14 protein-coding genes and 2 pseudogenes are annotated in these 19866 nt (G+C 49.2%); 4 read left to right on the top strand and 12 right to left on the bottom strand.

Features of this window, described 5'->3' with window-relative positions:
- Positions 1 to 91: 91 nt before the first annotated feature.
- Positions 92 to 202: pseudogene (locus tag BGK46_RS17425) on the top strand (IS5/IS1182 family transposase); the annotation flags it as partial.
- Between the two features lie 103 nt (positions 203 to 305).
- Here the strand turns inward: BGK46_RS17425 and BGK46_RS07390 are convergent.
- The 6 genes and pseudogenes from BGK46_RS07390 to BGK46_RS07360 form a co-directional block, all read right to left on the bottom strand.
- Positions 306 to 1544 (bottom strand): MFS transporter, encoded by a 1239-nt coding sequence (locus tag BGK46_RS07390; RefSeq protein WP_069588083.1) that lies wholly within the window; start codon positions 1542 to 1544, stop codon positions 306 to 308.
- A 4-nt stretch (positions 1545 to 1548) separates the two neighbouring features.
- Entirely contained in the window at positions 1549 to 3531 is a 1983-nt protein-coding gene (frpA, locus tag BGK46_RS07385) for a TonB-dependent siderophore piscibactin receptor FrpA (RefSeq protein ID WP_084781323.1), read from the bottom strand.
- A gap of 150 nt (positions 3532 to 3681) precedes the next feature.
- Positions 3682 to 4653, bottom strand: coding sequence for a helix-turn-helix transcriptional regulator (locus BGK46_RS18055; protein WP_069588082.1), 972 nt, complete (start codon positions 4651 to 4653; stop codon positions 3682 to 3684).
- A 135-nt stretch (positions 4654 to 4788) separates the two neighbouring features.
- Positions 4789 to 5772: a helix-turn-helix transcriptional regulator gene (locus tag BGK46_RS07375; RefSeq protein WP_069588081.1), complete on the bottom strand. Its 984-nt coding sequence runs from the start codon at positions 5770 to 5772 to the stop codon at positions 4789 to 4791.
- Between the two features lie 283 nt (positions 5773 to 6055).
- Entirely contained in the window at positions 6056 to 7120 is a 1065-nt protein-coding gene (locus BGK46_RS07370) for a 3-deoxy-7-phosphoheptulonate synthase (protein ID WP_069588079.1), read from the bottom strand.
- 1122 nt (positions 7121 to 8242) lie between these two features.
- Positions 8243 to 9451: pseudogene (locus tag BGK46_RS07360) on the bottom strand (IS256 family transposase).
- Positions 9452 to 9892: 441 nt separating this feature from the next.
- Here BGK46_RS07360 and BGK46_RS07355 point away from each other — a divergent pair.
- The gene (locus BGK46_RS07355) at positions 9893 to 10264 is read left to right on the top strand and encodes a helix-turn-helix transcriptional regulator (RefSeq protein WP_069588077.1); all 372 of its coding nucleotides are present in this window, start codon (positions 9893 to 9895) and stop codon (positions 10262 to 10264) included.
- A 187-nt stretch (positions 10265 to 10451) separates the two neighbouring features.
- Positions 10452 to 10820: a helix-turn-helix domain-containing protein gene (locus BGK46_RS07350; protein WP_069588076.1), complete on the top strand. Its 369-nt coding sequence runs from the start codon at positions 10452 to 10454 to the stop codon at positions 10818 to 10820.
- A gap of 50 nt (positions 10821 to 10870) precedes the next feature.
- Here BGK46_RS07350 and ilvA read toward each other — a convergent pair whose 3' ends face one another.
- From ilvA to ilvG, 5 genes are read right to left on the bottom strand one after another with little or no spacing between them, the layout of a single operon-like run.
- Entirely contained in the window at positions 10871 to 12424 is a 1554-nt protein-coding gene (gene ilvA, locus BGK46_RS07345; protein WP_069588074.1) for a threonine ammonia-lyase, biosynthetic, read from the bottom strand.
- Between the two features lie 2 nt (positions 12425 to 12426).
- Complete coding sequence (gene ilvD / locus BGK46_RS07340; protein ID WP_069588072.1) at positions 12427 to 14268, bottom strand: dihydroxy-acid dehydratase; 1842 nt, start codon at positions 14266 to 14268, stop codon at positions 12427 to 12429.
- Positions 14269 to 14287: 19 nt separating this feature from the next.
- Positions 14288 to 15229: a branched-chain-amino-acid transaminase gene (gene ilvE / locus BGK46_RS07335; protein ID WP_069588071.1), complete on the bottom strand. Its 942-nt coding sequence runs from the start codon at positions 15227 to 15229 to the stop codon at positions 14288 to 14290.
- 14 nt (positions 15230 to 15243) lie between these two features.
- Positions 15244 to 15501 carry an acetolactate synthase 2 small subunit gene (ilvM, locus tag BGK46_RS07330; RefSeq protein ID WP_069588069.1) on the bottom strand — a complete coding sequence of 86 codons (258 nt, stop codon included), beginning with the start codon at positions 15499 to 15501 and terminating at the stop codon, positions 15244 to 15246.
- Positions 15501 to 17147: an acetolactate synthase 2 catalytic subunit gene (ilvG, locus tag BGK46_RS07325; RefSeq protein ID WP_069588068.1), complete on the bottom strand. Its 1647-nt coding sequence runs from the start codon at positions 17145 to 17147 to the stop codon at positions 15501 to 15503. Before ilvG ends, ilvM begins: the two co-directional genes overlap by 1 nt.
- Positions 17148 to 17630: 483 nt before the next feature.
- Between ilvG and BGK46_RS07320 the strand changes: the two genes are divergently transcribed.
- Positions 17631 to 19154: a YifB family Mg chelatase-like AAA ATPase gene (locus BGK46_RS07320; protein ID WP_069588067.1), complete on the top strand. Its 1524-nt coding sequence runs from the start codon at positions 17631 to 17633 to the stop codon at positions 19152 to 19154.
- On the opposite strand, the gene BGK46_RS07315 is transcribed toward BGK46_RS07320, so the two are convergent.
- The gene (locus tag BGK46_RS07315; RefSeq protein ID WP_240531914.1) at positions 19155 to 19856 is read right to left on the bottom strand and encodes a thiol:disulfide interchange protein DsbA/DsbL; all 702 of its coding nucleotides are present in this window, start codon (positions 19854 to 19856) and stop codon (positions 19155 to 19157) included.
- Positions 19857 to 19866 lie beyond the last annotated feature (10 nt).

The raw sequence follows: 19866 nt of genomic DNA, 5'->3' as shown, positions 1-19866 counted from the left end.
TTACTTTTTATATTGTAAACAAGATGAAGGTAATGTCCAACGGTATGTGTAAGGTATCGGTGTGTTGTGATACATAACGTTTATCAGCTCTTCGTTGGCACTACGTGATTACGATGCACAAGTTGGCGAAGCATTGGCCAACGTGAAAGCAATAAACAAAGTCATAAGACTTGGTATGCCTGTTAGTTACCGAGTTGATTGATGGGGGCAACCCCATTGGGATCAGTGCGTTAGGTGAATGATTTGATCAACAACGCCATTTGAGAGGGTAAATGTGCCCACCTGACGCGATGGGCGAAACTGAATTAAATGACGTTGGGTTGGGGCGATGACCTTGGTATTGAAATGCGCAGTAGGCCCAGCCCGAAAGCGGTTACCGAAGCAATAATCGCAATAGCGTAGTGAACGGAATAACCCAATGTGGCAATGACACTGCCGCTGATAAGAGCCATAACGATGGCAACGGCCATATCTGTTGACTGGAATAGGGTAAAATCGACGCCTGCTTGTTTGCCATAGGCCCAGCCCATCATCAGTGTATAAAGGGCGACAAACTTTGCGGCAGCGATAACGGAACTCAGTACAAACAGGATTTGCAACCCGATTGTTCCGCTGAAGAGAGCTAAAGTATCGAGGTAGAAACCAGAAAAAATCACCGCTTCTAGACCTAAGCAAGCGAGTAAGATTGTGCGTGGGGATAAGCGCTTCATCAACACTGCGCTAACAAGTACACCGAAGAGCCCAGTGAGCGCACCACCTCCAGCCGCGAGCAAACCAAGGTCTGTCAATTGCAGCCCCTGATCAATAAGGTAAGGCATTAACATTGATTGAACGCCTCGCGTTCCAATTTGGCATAGTAAGACCATCAGTAAGCCAAAACGTACGCTGGGGTTATTCCACGCTCGACGCAAAGAAGGGCGCTGCTCGGAAGGAATTTCGGCTGAAGAGAGGTTTTTCTTCAACAATATACCGGTTGGCAATGTCATTAAAACAATCAGCGCCATCAAGACAAACAGTGCAGTTTGCCACTGATAAGCCCCTTTCAAATAGATGAAAAGTCCGCCGCCAAATAGAGCACCAATATAGGCACCGCCGACTTGTATGGTACTGCCCAAGTGACGGCTGTGTTTGGGTAACTGATCGATCGCTAAGCCATCGGTACTGATATCGGCAATTGTCGAAAGCAAAGCCAATGAAAATACACCAGCGAATAAAAGAGTTGGCTGTGTTATCGCTGAGCTAAGAGCCAACCCCGCGAGGATCAAGACGATTGCCAATTGAGCAAGTCCAATGAGTCGACCATAGCTGATAAACCCGTTACGTTTTCGTCTCGCTTCAATGTATGGCGCCCAAAGGAACTTGCACGCCCATGGCAGCATCGCTAAATAGAACAAGCCGATTTGGGAAGTCGAAATACCTTCAGAGCGCAGCACTGCAGGCAAACCCTGCAGTGTAAACATCCCAACAAGGCTTTGTATCGTGTAAACGCCAGCAAGCATGGTGAGTAGAGGTTTAACACCTAGCGTTGTTTGAGAAATGTTCATGAGATTACCACTCTAGCTTCATATTCACACCCACCTCTCGTTCTGAACCATAGTTGTTGAAACGCGAGTTACTAAAGTTGTAGGCATAGGTGGTGTACTCTTTGTCGGTTAGGTTATTGCTAAACACTCTGAAAGAGATGTTGTCATTCATCGCGTATTGCACCGCTAAGTCGATAAGTGTGTAATCGTCTTGCGCCAGAGTATTACTTTCATCGAAGAATATTTTAGATGTGTAGCGTGCATTGGTGGCGATAGACAACTCTCCATCTAACCATGATTGTGGTAGGTAGTATTCGATACCTGCCACTGCCGTTGTATCTGGTGCATAGGGAAGTGTATTTCCTTCAATCCCGTCATTGCCCGATTCGAACGTAGACTGACCAAATGTTGCGCCCAGTGTCAGAGTCAAATCATCAGTAGGGTAGTAAGCGAGATCAAGCTCAACGCCTCGGCTTTGGGCATCGCCCATGTTTCTAAGAACTTGACTACCTAGGTTTCCGGTATAGAGCTGAATATCTTTGGTGTCGATCCAGTACAGAGCCCCACTGAACCGAACAGTGTTATCGGCTAAGTTAGTTCGCCATCCCAATTCACCATTAAGAGACTTTTCCGCTGAATAGCCATTTTTATCGCCAAAACTTCGTGGTACAGGGCTAAAACCGCCTGGTCGATAACCACTGACCAATGAGGCAAACACTCTTGAATCTTGGTTAATTTGCCAACCTATTGCCGCTTTAGGCGAGATAACGTTTTCGGACTTATCTGATTGATAGCTGTCAATCATCCATGCTGAGTTTCCGCCAAAATCTGATTCAGAGGAAAAACGTGATGCGCGTAATCCACCGGTTAAATCGATAGTATCGGTCATGGCATAAGTCATTTGACCAAACAAGGCATAAGTTTGGGTCTTGATATCGTTTTGCGCCCCCGCATTGACATCAAAGTTTCGATCCTCGTAGTAGCCGCCAATCAAAGCCGAGAGGTCATCACTGAATTGGGTGTTAGCGCGAACTTCCTGACTGAAGGTGTTTTGATCTTCAACCCATTTACCAGCAATATACTCGCGGTCAACATTACGGTTTTGGTAAGCGGTAATACTGGTTAATTGGGTGGCACCTAGGTCGTAGTCAATATGCAGTGCATAGCTATTGACGACTCGCTTAAGCTCTGGGATGTCTTGGTTGGTGGCTCGCTTGTCATACTCCTGTTGGGTTAAGTACCATTCTTCATGACTATCTAGGTGCGCAGAAGAGACAGAAAACGTCACAGCGAGAGGGGACTGCTCAGGTAGATAGTGGATTCGAGCCGTACCGCTAAAGTCTTTGCTGTCGTTCGCATCATCGGTGTTGCTAGGAATATGGCGAATATTACCTTCGTCTTTTAGTGATCGAATCGCAATATCGGCATAAGTTGAATCGCTTATAGCGACTGCCGCTGAAGCATCAAGTTGTTTGCTTCGATTGCTGTAAGTGACACCACCGGACGCTAGGTTTTGATCGGTTGCCTTCTTGGTGATGATATTGATGATACCGCCCTGAGCATTGCCACCGTATAGTGTACCTTGCGGCCCTCTAAGCAGTTCTACCTGTTCTACGTTGAGCAACTGCTGGGTTAGAAATGCACTATCTTGCAATACGCCATCGACGTAGATGCTGATGGTAGGAGAATAGTAATCAGGTGAACTTACGCCACGTATAGTGGTATTGGCATACGTACGGTTACCTCGAGTTTGAATCATTAGGCCAGGGAAGGCTTTTTCTAAATCCTTAACTTCATAGATTCCTGCTTTCTCAAGCTCTTCTCCTGTTTTGATCAGCACTGAGCTATCAACCCGTTCTAAAGAAATGTTCTGCTTGGTTGCTTCGACAATCATGGTTTCCATAACCGTAACTTCTGGATTATGTTCATCTGCACTAACAGCAGGGCTCAAGGTTGCAGCTAAGATAGCGAGTGAAAGTGGAGAGAGCGAGAAACTGTTCCTGTACATCTTACGGGATCCTTCTATTGTCGATTCTAGAGTCTATGGTGCAAATCTCAGCGCTATAGCGCTAACTCAATCAGGGGAAAAAAATGCGCGAATGGACGTTTTCTTTGCTAACTAAGGGGACTCGCAATAAAGTACTTATTCGTGGAGCTATCAGGTGCCAGAGGAGGTGATGCGGTAAAGAGAGGACTCTGGCGAGGAGAGATACGCAGAGGGCGCGCAACCAAATTCTTTTTTAAATGCAGCGGCAAAATGTCCGTGATTGGCATAACCTACTTCTTGCGCGATATGTGAAATGGACAAAGCACTACCACTGAGTAGTTCAGCCGCTTTAGCCATACGTTGCTGAACAATGTATTGATGGACGGTAGTATTAAGCTGTTTGCGAAAGCACTGTTTAAGTGAGGTTTCATTGGTTCCAATTCGGTGAGCTAGTTGAGTAATGGTAGGCGGCAGGATGTATTCTTTGTCTAAGATATCGATTGCCTTCTCGAGATTATTGCAACTGCTGAGCCGTGTACGTGGTGCTCCTTCATCCATCGTTAAGTAGCGAGTTGCATCCGTCATAAAGGCATACGATAAATGGTGATGTAAGGTACCATTTGATGCGGAGTGTGAAGATAAGCGAGTTGCGAAGCGGGTAAATACCTCTGCCGCTGGCTTCATGATCAACAATGGCTCTCTACGTTGAAGCTTAGCTTGAACATCAGAACCAATTTGCATCACATCGAGATATTCCATCAAGAAGGCTCTCGGCATTTGAAGTGCAAAAAGTCGGGTCTCCTGCGGCTGATAGCGGCACATTCCTGTTCGTGCATCCGAATAGCATAAAGCTAATGTGTTACCAGGAAGTATGCGAGGTGTTGCTAAGCTATTGATGTGATAGTAAACCGCATTGCCCATATTGAGCATAATGGTGACGGAATCATATTCCGTTTTATCTGGCGTATCTAACTGAGTTGGAGAGCAGAAATTGCCATGAAATTCGCTCAATATGATGTGTTCATTGAGTTGATTGCACCTGAGAGAAAACTCACATCTCGGATGCTTAAACTCAATGTTGCCATTAGTCTGGATGGACTCCTCTATGAGATCTAAATGGAATGGAAGACGATAGTAAGCCATAAATCATATAATAAAACTTGCCGATAATGAGAAACATTATCATCTGTAGCCTACTATGTCTATTTTTGCGTCAGTGCAATAACATCAAGTCGGCCACAGCACGTTGCGCGGCGTCGACTTTGAATAGAGAAGGAATTACTCAGCTCGCTGACGGAACTTACGGTATTGCAGAGGGTTTTGACCAAAGTGTTGTTTAAACAGTTTGGTAAAGTGCGATGGGCTGGAGTAACCGACTTGGTAAACGATATCTATAATGGGTTGATCGGTGAACTCTAACTCTTTTGCCGCTTTATCCATTCGAGTTTGCTGTAGACGTTTGGAAAATGTGGTGTCGAATAGTAGCTTGAAGCCACGTTTAAAGCTGGTTTCATTGGTACCAACTTCTTTACATAGCTCGGCAATACTCCAGTTTTTTTCCGGCTTAGCCTCTATTAGAGCATACGCCTTACGAATTTTGCTCAGGGTGCGACTAGACAAACATGCGCATTCATGTGGCTTTCTATTGGGTTGAACCGTTTCTAACTGGGTGAGTAGTTTCGACAAACATTGGTAAGCTTGAGACACGGTATACAAGTGAGTCGTCGCGTCAGTTGAGTGAGAACTATCATTGACATCTAGTTGGCTAAGAAAGCGCTGAATATCAAAGCTGGTGTCAAATACCCACGGACGATTTTCAGCTAAAAGCTCAAGAGTGTGATGTTTGAGTCCTTGTTGGATTTGCTGATAAATTTTACCTAAATAACGGCATTCAAATCGAATATCAGCGATCTCAACATGACTCTCTTCGCTGCTTATAAAGACGTCATTAAATCTATTGGTTGATAATATTAAAACGCTTTTCCCCCGCTCAAGCTCTAGCGGTTGATCTTGGCCATTGTGCCAAAGCAAGCGCTCGCCATGTACAACGGTTAATATACGTAGGCAGCAAGTGGGTTTCTCTGGTTGCGCTTCATAGGCGGTGCAGCCACCATATCCAGACAGCGTATGAATTTGGCACCCCAAGCATCCGCCGTAAGAGTGACAGGTTGGTTTTATTGGAGAACGTAAAGCTTGGTGGGGTGTGCATGGTGTTGTCGCACCAGAGCAAATAGATTGAAACTTTAAATCAACGCAGTTCATAGTTGTTACCTTTCAATACGGCTTAGTTGGCGAATGCACACATGTTTCGTTGAAGTATTGAGAAGAAGGCCACACGATAAAATGTTTATATCCATGCGTCGTCTCGTATTATTATTTTCTTCTTGGGCTTGTATTATCAGTGCTCTAAATGAGAGTCTCATTTTGTTGAGACGCTCGGTTTTTTTCTACTCGGATTGGAAGTCATTTACCCTTTGTTTACACCCAATTTGAGTAGTCTTTTGCCATTAATCGTTATTTTTAAGTCGCTTTAAGCTAAATAGCATTAGGCAATTATGGGTTGGTGACGCTTGCATTTCTCTATACATGCACGGTGTAAAATGCGCAGCAAATCAACGCTGTCTTGCCAGCCTAAACACTCATCGGTGATCGATTGACCGTAGTTTAGTGGTCTTTGATCGCTAGGTTGTTGCCCGCCTTGAAGAAAGCTCTCGCACATGATTCCTACTATTTTGTCATCACCTGCTTGAATTTGAGCCGCAATGTCACTGGCGACGTTAAGTTGGTTGTGAGCGGTTTTCTGGCTATTACCATGGCTAAAATCAACAATTAGCTTTGCAGCGAGGTCGTTACGCTTTAGCGCAAAAGCAGCAGCTTGAACGTGTGGTTGTGTGTAGTTGGGCGAATCACCTCCACGTAGTATTAAATGACCATATTGGTTCCCTGGAGAATGGATAACGACGTGACAACCCTCGCTATTGGATTGAATTAGTGATTGCGGCATACGCGAGGCATGAATAGCGTCAATGGCATGATCGATATTGCCATTGGTACTGTTTTTAAAGCCCACCGCGCAATGTAGCGCCGACACCAATTGGCGATGTGGTTGAGATTCCGTTGTTCTGGCACCAATCGCGCCCCAGCAGACCATATCCGCTAGGTAAGGTGCAAAGTTGGGGTCTAAAAATTCAGTTGCGGTAGGAACATGGAGTTCGAGAATCGAATTGAGCAGTTGGCGAGTTAACGTAATTCCTTTGGCGATATTGTGTTGTCCATTGAGATCAGGGTCGATGCCAAAACCTTTCCAACCAAAACGCGTGCGAGGCTTTTCAAAATAGGTCCGCATGACAATTTTGAGTGTATCGGCAAACTCATGTTGGATTGCGGCGAGCTTTCTAGCGTAGTCCAATGCTGCAATAGGGTCATGAATCGAGCAGGGGCCAATTATTACCAATAACCTAGGGTCTTGTCCTAGTAGTATGCGTTTTATTTGTTTTCGCTGTTGTTCAACAAAGAAACGTTGTTTATCGCCTAGTGGGGAGTCGCTATGGGTCTCTTTGAAGCTTGGTAAAGAAGTGAATGACGTAGCATGGAAAATACGAGAGAGCATTGGTTACCTCTAGTTGATAATAATTGTCATTATCGCTAGTATTGGTGAAATTTAAAGCCAATGTCAATATTGTCGCGCTATATTAGCAGAATAATTATCTATCTAATCTGGCATTTGTGGATGATATTTTTGTTATGTCTTTTTTATACATTACAGACAGTTAACTCTGTTATTGAATGATTTCTGTTGCTCACGTTGAAAATGAAACAACTTGACGATTACGTAGAGCAAATAGATATAGGTCTCACCAAGGATGTGTTAGATGAACTAGGTTGGCTCAGCGATACGACTCGTTAGTTTTTATTGGCCACTTGCTATCATCCTAGTGGTTTTAGTGCTCTGGGGGGGAATCGACACTATCAATCTATTGTGTAGCTGCGCCAATTTTGCCGCTGCTGTAGTGGTCAGCTTAAATTGGAGACAGTTTTTCTTAAATTCATCTCGTGTTGAAATAAACTATGCCAGCATGTTATCGGTGGCATTCATGTTAATGTGGCTATTGATGTATTGTTGAACATGAAATGCACAGCAAAGATCAATACGTCCTAATCAATCGCTATAATACAGTTAAGGTTATCGACTATACAACAAAGCAATAAATACTGAAGACGATGAAATATCTATCCGTTACTTTTGCTACGGAGATTGAATTTGTTCCAGAAACAGTAGTAAGAGCAAAATCACGGAAGAAGGTACTACAAAAAGGAGAGTTTGAAGCGCTAGGTGTAGTCGCTGATTCCATTTCAGCAACTAGGAATAGTATCCACATGTTAAACCAAACTATAGGGCTATAGGAAAGGAAATACCCAAAGACCAATACAAAGAGTTATCCGAAACTATGCGAATTCTAGCTCAGCAATGTATAAGGTGGGATGCAAGGCAAAGTGAGCCAAGCTGGGTTATTGGAATATCGCAGTGGGAAATGATAGCTGGCCAACTATATGTGAATTCTCATACTAAAAGCAATCCGATCAATCATGGTATTACAAAGTTTATTAAGCGAGGCTTTGGTCGGTTATCCATTAAGTATTTGGATAGGTGGGGGCTTTCAAAAGTTTCAAACTTTACTGTAACAATTCTGGTGTTCATTGAGGGTGTTCATAGTTCTGTGTCACCCAACGTTTAAAGATCTACGTAGTCGTCGAGCCGTCCTTCGAAGTGGATGCTCAGTTGGGACAGTGTCAGGTTCCAATTCTGCACCGGATGCGTCCACTTCTCTGACGCCTTCAACATACCTGCATACAGCAACTTGAGCAATGCGTTCTCGTTGGCAAAGCCACCCTTGGTCTTCGTCAGTTTGCGGAATTGGCGATGAACAGCCTAAACGGCATTGGTCGTGTAAATCGCTTTGCGGACCTGTTCTGGGTACTTGAAGTACACCGATAGATTTTCCCATCTGCTGAGCCACGACTTTATGACCAGTGGATATTGAGTACCCCATTTACTTTCCAGTTCATCTAACGCTTGCTCTGCGGCGTTTTGGGTCGTCGCGCGGTAAACGCACTTCAGATCGGACATAAAGGTTTTCTGATTCTTGCTAGCCACGTACTTCATGCTGTTGCGGATCTAATGGATGATGCAGAGCTGAACCTCCGTCTTGGGATAGACAGTTTCAATGGCTTCAGGGAAGCCCTTTAATCCATCGACCGAGGCAATAAGGATGTCTTTAACACCACGGTTTTGTAGGTCTGTCAGTACATTTAACCAGTAACGGGCACCTTCACTTTCTGAGAGATAAAGGCCAAGTAATTCCTTTTTACCCTCGATATTCAGCCCTAAGATTGTGTATAGGGCTTTAGAGACGAAGCGGCCATTTTCTTTGATTTTGTAATGGATAGCATCTAACCAGACGAAGGGGTAAACCGCCTCTAATTCGCGTTCTTGCCAGGCGCGTAGCTCAGGCACCAAACGGTCTGTAATGGCGTTTATCGTGCCATAGGACACCTCAGTCCCATACATTTCAAGAAGGTACTCACGAATGCTTTTGTAGCTATTCTCAAGTGCAAATAATGAGATAATATTACGCTCCATCTCATCGGTTAACCGAGTCTGATACTTCTTAACGGTCTGCGGCTCGAAAGAGCCGTTGCGATCACGGGGCGTGTCTAGTTCGAACGAGCCTGAAGCGGTTTTGATGGTTTTCTGAGAGACACCGTTTTTACGGTTAGGCTGACCCTCTTTGGTCAGGTGCTCATCCATCTCAGCAGCCAAAGCAGCTTCGGTGATCTGTTTAATCAACGGCGTTAGCAGTCCATCTTTCCCGTTAAGGTCTTGTCCAGATTGCAGTGCCTTAGCAAAAGCTTGAATATCAATTTCGTATTTGTCGGACATTGATGTATCACTCCCTGTTGAGGGTTAACTATAGGAGTGACACAGACTTTTGAACACTACCTGTTCATTCGGTGGTGGGATTGATTTAGTTTCAAACTTTATTGTCACTTTTTTCCTACGGCGTTACGTACAGATAAGCCTTGAACGGGAGGAAAGTTTCAAACTTTAATGTTCGCCGACAGCTCTGACTAGGAGCGTGGTTGATCTTTTATCAATTACTGCCGTTTTGCTACAAAAATGCGATCTGCAGTGACACATTTTGCAAAATGCAAATCATTTTGCACTCAATCTCAGGCATCCCGCCTGAAAATACAAACAGAACGCTATTCTATACCATAAGTTTATGATTTTTATTGCTTTTAGTCCTGCCTAATAACTTGGCCTGCATTGTGCATAGTCGATGGACAAGTACCAACATTGATAAGTTGTAGAGAGGAAGCAATGATTGACTCTAAAAACCAAGTCGCTAAGCGCATCAAAGAAGCCCGTGAGTGGAAAGGGATCACTCAAGTAAAAATGGCCAAGCTACTCAATGTCGCACGCCAAACTTACTTGGATATCGAAAACGGTAAAACCGAACCGCGTGTGCGCATGTTGTCGAACATCGCTGAGCTGACTGAGCGCCCGTTAGTTTGGTTTGTGTATGGCGATGAAGACGTCGAGATGCACGATGTGCAGTACAAGCAAGATGTGAACCGCTTGTTAGAGCACTTCTCTCGTTTACCGCATGAAGCACGTACGGCGATCTTGAACCAGAGCGTGAACATGGCCTCATTCTTGGTGAACTATTCTAAGGCCGCACAGCGTGCCTAAAGGCCTGCCTGCCTGATTAGATATGCGGGTAAGTGCCTGCTTACTGAGGTAGGCATCAGCAGCGTAGCATCACACTATCGATGACAGCGCCCATGATAGGCCCGCCGAGCCATGCATAATGCAAGGTCGGTGATGTGACGGGAGCCGATGTTTAAACGGCCCGGGTAACAGAGATGAGGCATGGACCATGGTGATTTCGACAGCGCGCATGGCGCAACGGATCCGTGAAGCACGGGAATTCAGTAAAATAACCCAAGTAGACATGGCGAAGCGTTTAAATGTGGCGCGCCAAACCTACTTGGATGTGGAGTCGGGAAAGACCGATCCTAAGATTCTCGCGCTCATCACGATTGCAGAGATCACTGGTCGCCCATTTAATTGGTTTATTTACGGTGAAACAGACGAGCGAGATATTGCCTTCTCTCACCGCGATGATTTAGCGGCTCTGACCAGTATGTTAAGCCAGTTGCCTCAAGTGGCGCGCCAAACGGTGATGGATAATGCCTTATCGATTGCCGAGTATCTGGTATCACTCTCGCCAGATAAGCGCGTCTAACCTCTGTTATCGGCCCGACATCCCCTGTCGGGCCTTTTTGTATTATTCGCTTAACGGCGAGAGAGAAAGAAGCGATAGGCTGGATTAGCCGTTTCGTCCTTCCACGCATAACCCAGTTCACGCAAATGGGCGGTAAACGCGAGTAAGTCCTGCTCGCCAAGTTCAAATCCACACAACACACGGCCATAATCTGAACCATGGTTGCGGTAGTTGAATAAGCTAATGTTCCAGTGGGTGCCCAAGGTTTGCAAAAAGTGCAGTAATGCCCCGGGGTATTCCGGAAACTCAAAGCTATACAGGCGCTCGTTAAGCGGCACAGATGGTCGCCCACCAATCATGTAGCGTACGTGTACCTTGGCCATCTCATCGTCAGATAAGTCCTCGACCGGATAACCGGCTTGGCGCAAATCATGCAAAATACTGTCGAGCTCTTCTTGCCCGCCCAGTAAACGTACCCCAACAAAAATATTGGCCAATTGGTCGTCGCCATAGCGATAGTTAAATTCGGTAACCGCGCGGCCACCGAGAATATCGCAAAACTGCAAAAATGCACCGGTTTGCTCGGGGATGGTCACCGCCAGTAGGCCTTCACGTTTCTCCCCCAGTTCAGCACGCTCAGACACGTAGCGTAGTGAGTGGAAGTTGGTGTTGGCGCCCGACAGTACCGCTCCCAATTGCTTGTTTTGTAGTTGGTGCTTGTCGACATAATGCTTGAGACCGGCGAGTGCTAAGGCACCTGACGGTTCAGAGATAGCGCGCGTGTCTTCGAAAATATCTTGTACGGCAGCACAAATCGCATCACTGGAGACGGTAATACTGTCGTCTAGGTATTGCTGACACAGTCGAAATGATTCGTCACCAATCCGTTTAACCGCCACCCCATCGGCAAAAGTTCCCACCCGCTCTAAGGTGACGGGAAAGCCTGCATCCAAGGCGGCACGCAGACATGCCGAGTCTTCCGCCTCCACACCGATCACCTTGATATTGGGCATAAGCTGCTTGATAAGCACCGCGACACCGGCAGCAATACCACCGCCGCCGACCGGGACAAAAATGTAATCAAGGTGGCTGTTTTGTTGCACCAGCTCCAGCCCGATCGTGCCCTGTCCGGCAATGACCTGCGGATGATCAAAAGGGGGCACAAAGGTATAGCCGTGTTGGTCGGCCAGCGCTTGTGCTTTGCTTTTCGCTTCATCAAAGTTATTGCCGTGTAGGACCACATTCCCCCCAAAGCCTTTAACGGCTTCAACTTTGATGGCGGGAGTGGTGCGGGGCATGACAATGGTGGCTTTGATACCCAGTTTACTGCCGGACAGGGCGACACCTTGGGCGTGGTTACCCGCTGATGCAGCGATCACGCCCGCTTTTTTCTGCGCCTCTGTCAGCTGCGCCATCATGTTATGCGCGCCGCGTAGCTTAAATGAGTGCACGGGCTGACGGTCTTCACGTTTGAGTTGAACCTGATTACCTAAGCGCTCAGAGAGTCGCTTCATGGCCTGAAGTGGCGAGACAGTCGCCACTTCATAGACAGGCGCACGTAAAATATTCCTTAAGTAATCCGGGCCATCCATGGGTTGTTCGGGTGACGTTTGCGCCTGTTGCATGGTTATTCCTCCAACTTACTGCGATCGCGTACTGCACCTTTATCGGCACTGGTGGCGAGACTGGCATACGCTTTTAGCGCGAAGGAGACTTGGCGTTGGCGGTCTTTAGGCTTCCAACCGCGAGCGTTCACCTCAGCACGGCGGGTGGCGAGGGTGGCTTCATCTACCAGTAGGCTGATTTCTCGGCTAGGAATATCGATACGAATCCGATCGCCATCTTCGACTAAGGCGATGGTGCCGCCATTGGCTGCTTCGGGCGAAACATGGCCGATGGACAGCCCAGATGTCCCCCCGGAGAAGCGGCCATCGGTGAGCAGGGCACAGGATTTACCCAATCCCATCGATTTTAAGTAGGTGGTCGGATACAGCATTTCTTGCATGCCTGGGCCACCTTTCGGGCCTTCATAGCGGATCACCACCACATCACCCGCTTTCACTTTGCCACCTAAAATGGCATCTACCGCGCTGTCTTGGCTTTCAAACACCACCGCGGGGCCTTCAAAGGTCAGTATGCTTTCATCCACCCCTGCGGTTTTGACGATGCAGCCGTTCAAGGCGATGTTGCCTTGTAGCACGGCAAGTCCGCCATCTTGACTAAAGGCGTATTCATGGGCACGAATACACCCGGATTGGCGATCATCATCCAGGGTGTCCCAACGGCAACGTTGTGAGAACGCTTGGGTGGTGCGGATGCCTGCGGGGCCGGCGCGATAAAAAGACTTCACGTCCTCATCATCGGTTTGCATGATGTCATACTGGGCGAGCTGTTCCTCGAGGCTCATCCCCAGCACGGTTTGTTGTTTGACATTGAGCAGGTTCGCGCGCTGCAGCTCCCCAAGAATGCCCATCACTCCCCCAGCGCGGTGTACATCTTCCATATGATATTGCTGGGTTGACGGCGCGACTTTGCAAAGGTGAGGTACTTGGCGAGACATGCGATCGATGTCATCCATATCAAAATCAATCTCGCCTTCTTGCGCAGCGGCCAGCAGGTGCAACACCGTATTGGTGGACCCACCCATGGCAATATCCAGCGCCATAGCATTTTCAAATGAGGCACGGTTGGCGATATTGCGTGGCAAGATGCTGTCATCGTCCTGCTCGTAGTAGCGTTTGGTCAGACCCACAATACGTTTGCCGGCGTTGATGAACAATTGCTCTCGGTCGGCATGGGTGGCGAGCATGGAACCATTACCCGGCTGGCTCAGCCCCAGCGCTTCGGTCAAACAGTTCATCGAGTTGGCGGTAAACATGCCAGAGCACGAGCCACAGGTTGGGCAGGCGGAGCGTTCGATTTGCTCGCTTTGCTCATCGGAGACGTCCGGATTGGCGCCTTGCATCATGGCATCGACCAAATCGAGCTTGAGGATTTGATCGGACAGTTTGGTTTTGCCCGCTTCCATCGGGCCGCCCGACACAAAGATTACCGGGATATTCAGGCGCATAGCGGCCATCAGCATGCCCGGAGTGATCTTGTCGCAGTTGGAAATACACACCATGGCGTCGGCACAGTGCGCGTTGACCATGTACTCCACGGAATCGGCAATGATCTCGCGAGAAGGCAACGAGTAGAGCATGCCGCCGTGACCCATAGCGATACCGTCATCGACCGCGATGGTATTGAACTCTTTGGCGATACCGCCGGCTTGCTCGATTTCTTTCGCCACCAGCTGGCCCATGTCTTTGAGATGGACATGACCGGGAACAAACTGGGTAAAGGAGTTCACCACGGCAATAATGGGTTTGCCAAAGTCGTCATCTTTGACGCCAGTGGCGCGCCATAACGCGCGCGCCCCTGCCATGTTGCGACCGTGGGTGGTAGTAGCGGAACGATAGGTTGGCATAATTACGGCTCCTTTGCCTTTATTCGCTGTGCTGAGGGTTAACGGGGTCAAGCCAGCCCCATTTGTCGTCGGTGGTACCATCAAACAAGCCGAAAAAGGCTTGTTGTAACGCGGCGGTGATCGGGCCTCGTTGGCCTTCGCCGACCGTGATCTGATCGACGCTGCGTACGGGAACAATCTCGGCCGCGGTGCCAGTCATAAACACCTCATCGGCCAGATAAAGCGCTTCGCGTGCAATCGGCTCTTCGCGCACGGTGTAGCCCTGCTCTTTTGCAAGGGTGATGATCGAGTCACGGGTGATCCCTGGCAAAATCGCGCTGGTGGCGGGGGGGGTACTGATCACGCCATTTTTGATCACAAAGAGGTTTTCTCCCGCGCCTTCGGATAAAAAGCCGCGTACGTCCAGAGCAATCCCTTCGGCGTAACCATGGCGGCGAGCTTCGCCTCCTACCAGTAGGGAGGATAAATAGTTTCCGCCGGCTTTAGCTGCGGTGGGGATGGTGTTTGGGGCGGCGCGGTTCCAGCTTGAGATCATCGCATCCACGCCTTGGGCCAGTGCATCTTCACCGAGGTAGCTGCCCCAACTGAACGCAGCAATGATGACATCCATTTCTGTATCTACAGGCGGACAAACGCCTAAACCTACGTTACCCACAAAGCCTAACGGCCGGATATACGCCGAGCGCAGTTGATTAACACGCAGGGTTTCGCGGCACCCTTCCATTAGGGCATCGACACTAAAGGGGATCGGGAAGCGGTAGATTTTGGCTGAGTCTTTTAAGCGCTGCATATGCTCACGATGGCGAAAGACCACCGGGCCGTTTGGGGTGTCGTAACAACGGATCCCCTCGAAGACGGAGGTACCATAATGCATCGCGTGAGTCAGTACGTGCACAGTGGCATCCTGCCAAGCGATCATTTCACCGTTAGACCAAATGTAATCAGCGGTATTTGTCGACATGTTATTTTCCTTTTTTATGCGCGTAGGGAATGTGATTGGGTTGAGGGTGTGAGTACCTCAACCACGTCCCATAGCTTAGTCAGTTGTGGTCGCAAGGTCTCGATCGCGCGTTGGCTTTCGACGGTCACGTCAAAGATTACCTCGCCCGCCGCTGTGGGCATGGAGACATTGAGCTGACGCACGGTAAAACCACGGTGACGGATCACGCGCAAGATGCGCTCCAATAATTCTGGACTGTGGGTAGCATGAATCGAAAATTGGTGTTGTGTCATCAGCTTTGCTCCATCATTTGTTGGTTGGCCGCACCGGGTGGCACCAGCGGCCAAACATTTTCCATTTCATCGATAGCAACGTGTAGCAAGTAAGGACCGGGATGGCCCATCATCATGGTCAGCCCAGCATGTATTTCTTCTTTGCAGCGGATACGGTGTCCCGGTATGTCAAAGGCGCGCGCTAAGGTGAGAAAATCAGGGTTGTCAGATAAATTGGTCTCGCTGTAGCGCTGATCAAAAAAGAGCTGTTGCCACTGGCGCACCATGCCTAAGCGTTGATTGTCGAGCAGGATGATTTTCACGCCGATGCCTCGGCGTTTTAAGGTGCCAAGCTCTTGGATATTCATCATAAATGAGCCATCACCGGTCACCAGCACCACTTCATCGTGGGGGCGTGCGATCTTCGCTCCCATCGCGGCGGGTAAACCAAACCCCATGGTGCCAAGTCCTGCCGAGGTCAATAGGTTTTCGGGCTCGCTAGGCGTCACATGCTGGGCGACCCACATTTGATGTTGACCGACATCGGTGGCGATCACGGTTTGCGCCGGCATACTGTCTGATAGGGTTTTCAGTAGCGCAGGCGCATAAATGGCATCGCCGGGATGGTCGTAACGCCATGCATGCTGCTGTTGCCAGTGATGTACTTGCTCTCGCCATGCCGGTGAGGTGTTGGGCGTGGCGAGCTTGGGTAAGACGGTATTCAGCTCAGCGCAAACCGGCGCTTGTGCGCGGCGCAGCTTGTTTAATTCTGCTGCATCAATATCCACATGCACTACCTTTGCGTGAGGAGCAAAGGTATCGAGCTTCCCGGTGACGCGATCATCAAAACGGGCCCCGACGGCAATCAACAAATCACATTGCTGTACCGCAAGGTTGGCGGCTTTGGTGCCGTGCATACCCAACATGCCTAAATAGTGCGGATAGTCTTTGTTAACGGTGCCTAGCCCTTTGAGGGTACTTACAACGGGCATTTGACTGCGAGTAAGATAGTCACGAAGCGCCGCCGTTGCTTTGCCTAACACCACGCCACCACCGACATACAGCATAGGGCGCTCGCTTTTTTGGATCAGCGCATTGGCATGTTCGAGCGCGACAGCATCCAGAGGGATGCCAGTGGGCGCAGGCACTGAGGCCTCTCGGGGCGCAGGGATCAGCGCTTGTTGTACGTCTTTAGCTATATCGACTAACACAGGCCCCGGGCGGCCTGATTGTGCCACGACGAACGCCTTTTCGAGCGTGGCGGTAAGGTCTGCGGGGTCTGTGACCAAAAAGCTATGTTTGGTACAGGCCAAAGACAAACCTAAGACATCAATTTCTTGGAAAGCATCCGTGCCGATTAATGGGCTGGCCACTTGGCCTGTGATGGCGACCACTGGGACGGAGTCCATCATTGCATCGGCCAATCCGGTGATCAGATTCGTCGCGCCGGGGCCAGAGGTCGCTAGGCAGACGCCGGGACGCCCGCTAGCACGAGCATAACCGATGGCGGCCATGGCAGCGCCTTGTTCGTGGCGACATAAAATGTGTTCGACGCCGCCGTCGTATAGCGCATCATAGACTGGCATGATGGCGCCACCCGGATAACCAAATACCGTTTCAACGCCTTGCTTACGTAAGGCTTCCACAACCCATTGTGCACCTGTCATCGTCGCCCCTCCCCGAATGAACGGGGAGGGCAGGTGTGCGAATAGTCAGTGTCTGCGCTCTCCATTTTTGCTGCTTCCGTTTTTGTGTGGCTTGACCACATGAATGAAAAAAGCCCCCGAACCTGGTTGGGTGCGGGGGCTTGGTTGCGATGTTTGCTGCTGTGTTTCGCGTACCTACACCCCTCGCGGTAGAATGACCACGATAAGGCGAATAATGAGGACGGTAGCGAAGTTTGGCATTTGTCTGTCTTTTCTTGTCGTTAGTCGCCCATTGTTGGGCGTTTTGTTAATTATGTTTTTGTTTTCGCCTGCTTGTTACAGGTCAGTCACGAACTCGATCTGGCGCCGAGTCTCATGTTTAATTGTTGTGCATTTGTAGTGGTATCACAGACCTCACTCGCATGACAAGAAAAAATTACTCTGAATCACAAATTCTCTCGTCACCATAAGCGCAAGGTTTCATAGTAATGGCAGGATAGAGTCATGGCGCTAGCGATTGTGCATAGCCGAGCGTGTGTCGGGGTAGAGGCTCCCAATGTGACGGTTGAAGTTCACATTTCCAATGGATTGCCAGGATTTGCGCTGGTGGGGTTACCGGAAACCACGGTCAAAGAAGCGCGTGATCGGGTCAGAAGTGCCATTGTGACCTCCAATTTTGAATTTCCGTCACGGCGTATTACTGTCAATTTAGCACCGGCGGATTTACCGAAAGAAGGTGGGCGTTTTGATTTGCCTATCGCGCTTGGCATTTTGGTCGCCTCAGGGCAAATTCCAGCGAAACGGCTGCATGAATTTGAGTTTCTCGGTGAGCTAGCGTTATCCGGGCAGTTGCGTCCCGTCAAAGGGGCATTACCGGCGGCGCTTGCCAGTCAAAAAGCGCAGCGTGCGCTCGTGGTCCCTGATGATAACGCTAGCCAAGTGGCGTTGGTGGACAGCGAGCGCCATGTGTCAGCGCCCGATTTAATCGCAGTGTGTCAGCACTTAGCTGGCCAACAGAGTTTGCAGCTTAACGCGACACCACATGATGATACGACGCCGGCGCCAACTCGCTGCTTACGTGACATCATCGGCCAGCAGCAAGGCAAACGCGCGCTAGAAATCGCCGCCAGTGGTTCACATAATCTGCTTTTTGTTGGACCGCCCGGAACGGGAAAAACCATGTTAGCGTCGCGCTTGTGCGACTTGCTTCCTCCCATGAACGACGAAGAAGCGTTAGCCTCCGCCGCGGTCACGTCATTAACCCAGCAACCTTTACATGAGGGAAACTGGCGTCAGCGACCGTTTCGAAGTCCTCATCACTCTAGTTCTATGGCGGCACTGGTCGGGGGCGGAACGGTCCCGCGTCCCGGGGAGATCTCATTGGCGCACCAAGGGGTGCTGTTTTTGGATGAAATGCCAGAGTTTGAGCGTCGTGTGCTTGATGCGCTCCGCGAGCCGCTGGAGTCGGGTGAAATTATTATCTCGCGTGCTAACGGTAAAACCCGTTTCCCCGCGCGTTTTCAGTTGATTGGCGCATTAAACCCGAGCCCGACAGGCCATCATGAGGGCGAGTTGGCGCGCTCTAATCCACAGCAAGTGTTGCGCTATTTGGCGCGTTTATCTGGCCCTTTGCTGGATAGGTTTGATATGTCGATTGAGATCCCGGCACTGCCGCGCGGGATGTTATCGAGCGGTGGCGACCGTGGTGAATCAACCGCAAAGGCACGGGAAAGAGTTGCGTGTGCCCGTGCGCGTATGTTGGCGAGGCAAGGGAAAGTGAATGCGTTACTCAGCAATCGCGAAATGGAGGAATATTGTCAGCTTGCGCAGGCGGATGCCGCATTTCTCGAACAGGCATTGCATCGATTAGGGCTGTCTGTGCGGGCATACCATAGGATCATTAAAGTGGCGAGGACGATTGCCGATCTGGCCGAAGCGGAGGCGATAAGCCGCCCTCACCTTGCTGAGGCCTTAGGGTATCGGGCGATGGATGGCTTACTTCGCCATCTCAACGCCCAAGTCAGTTGATTACTTCTGGCTTAACAGGAAGTTAATTAGTTGGAAGTACTCTTCAGGGGTTTCGACGGTTTTCGGTGTCACGTGATATTTACCGTTCACGATCACCGCAGGCACGCCGCGTAGGCCGGCTTTTTCAAAAGATTGATCAAATCGTTTGGCCATCGAGTTGGCGGCAAAACTGTTGTAAGCCGAGTCAAATTCTTTGCCGTCGACACCGTTGTCGACAAACATCTGGCGAACGTCATCTAGCGACTTAGGCGCATTTTGGGCCACATGAATACGGTCAAAAATCACCGGGATCATGGTGTCTTCAACGTTTAAGACCACGGCCGTTGCATAGGCGCGTGTGACCACTTCACCCATGTTGCCGCCCATGAAAGAAACGTGATTTTTCACTACTTTCGCATTATCAGGCACTTGCTGCTTCAACTGCTGAACCAGTGGCTCAAATTGGAAGCAGTGCGGACAGTAAAACGAGAAGAACTCGGTCACCGTTGGGGTATCGGTCGCTGCGGTGTCTAGGATTTGATAATCCTCTCCCGCCTTGAAGCGGCCGGGTTTGGCGGCGGGGACGTCGATCGCTTCTGCTGGCTCAGTTTGGGATTGGGTTTGCGTCGTGGCCTGTTGGCTTGTCGACTCGACATTTTCAGGCTCAGAGCAGGCCGCAAGGCCGAGTACGAGCAAGATAGGAAGCAGTTTTTTCAGCATCATTGAATGACTC

Origin of the sequence: Salinivibrio sp. SS2 (genome assembly GCF_001722075.1) — a bacterium.
Lineage (GTDB): Bacteria > Pseudomonadota > Gammaproteobacteria > Enterobacterales > Vibrionaceae > Salinivibrio > Salinivibrio proteolyticus.
Note: the sequence above shows the minus strand (reverse complement) of the source record. Positions and strands in the feature narration are given on the sequence as shown.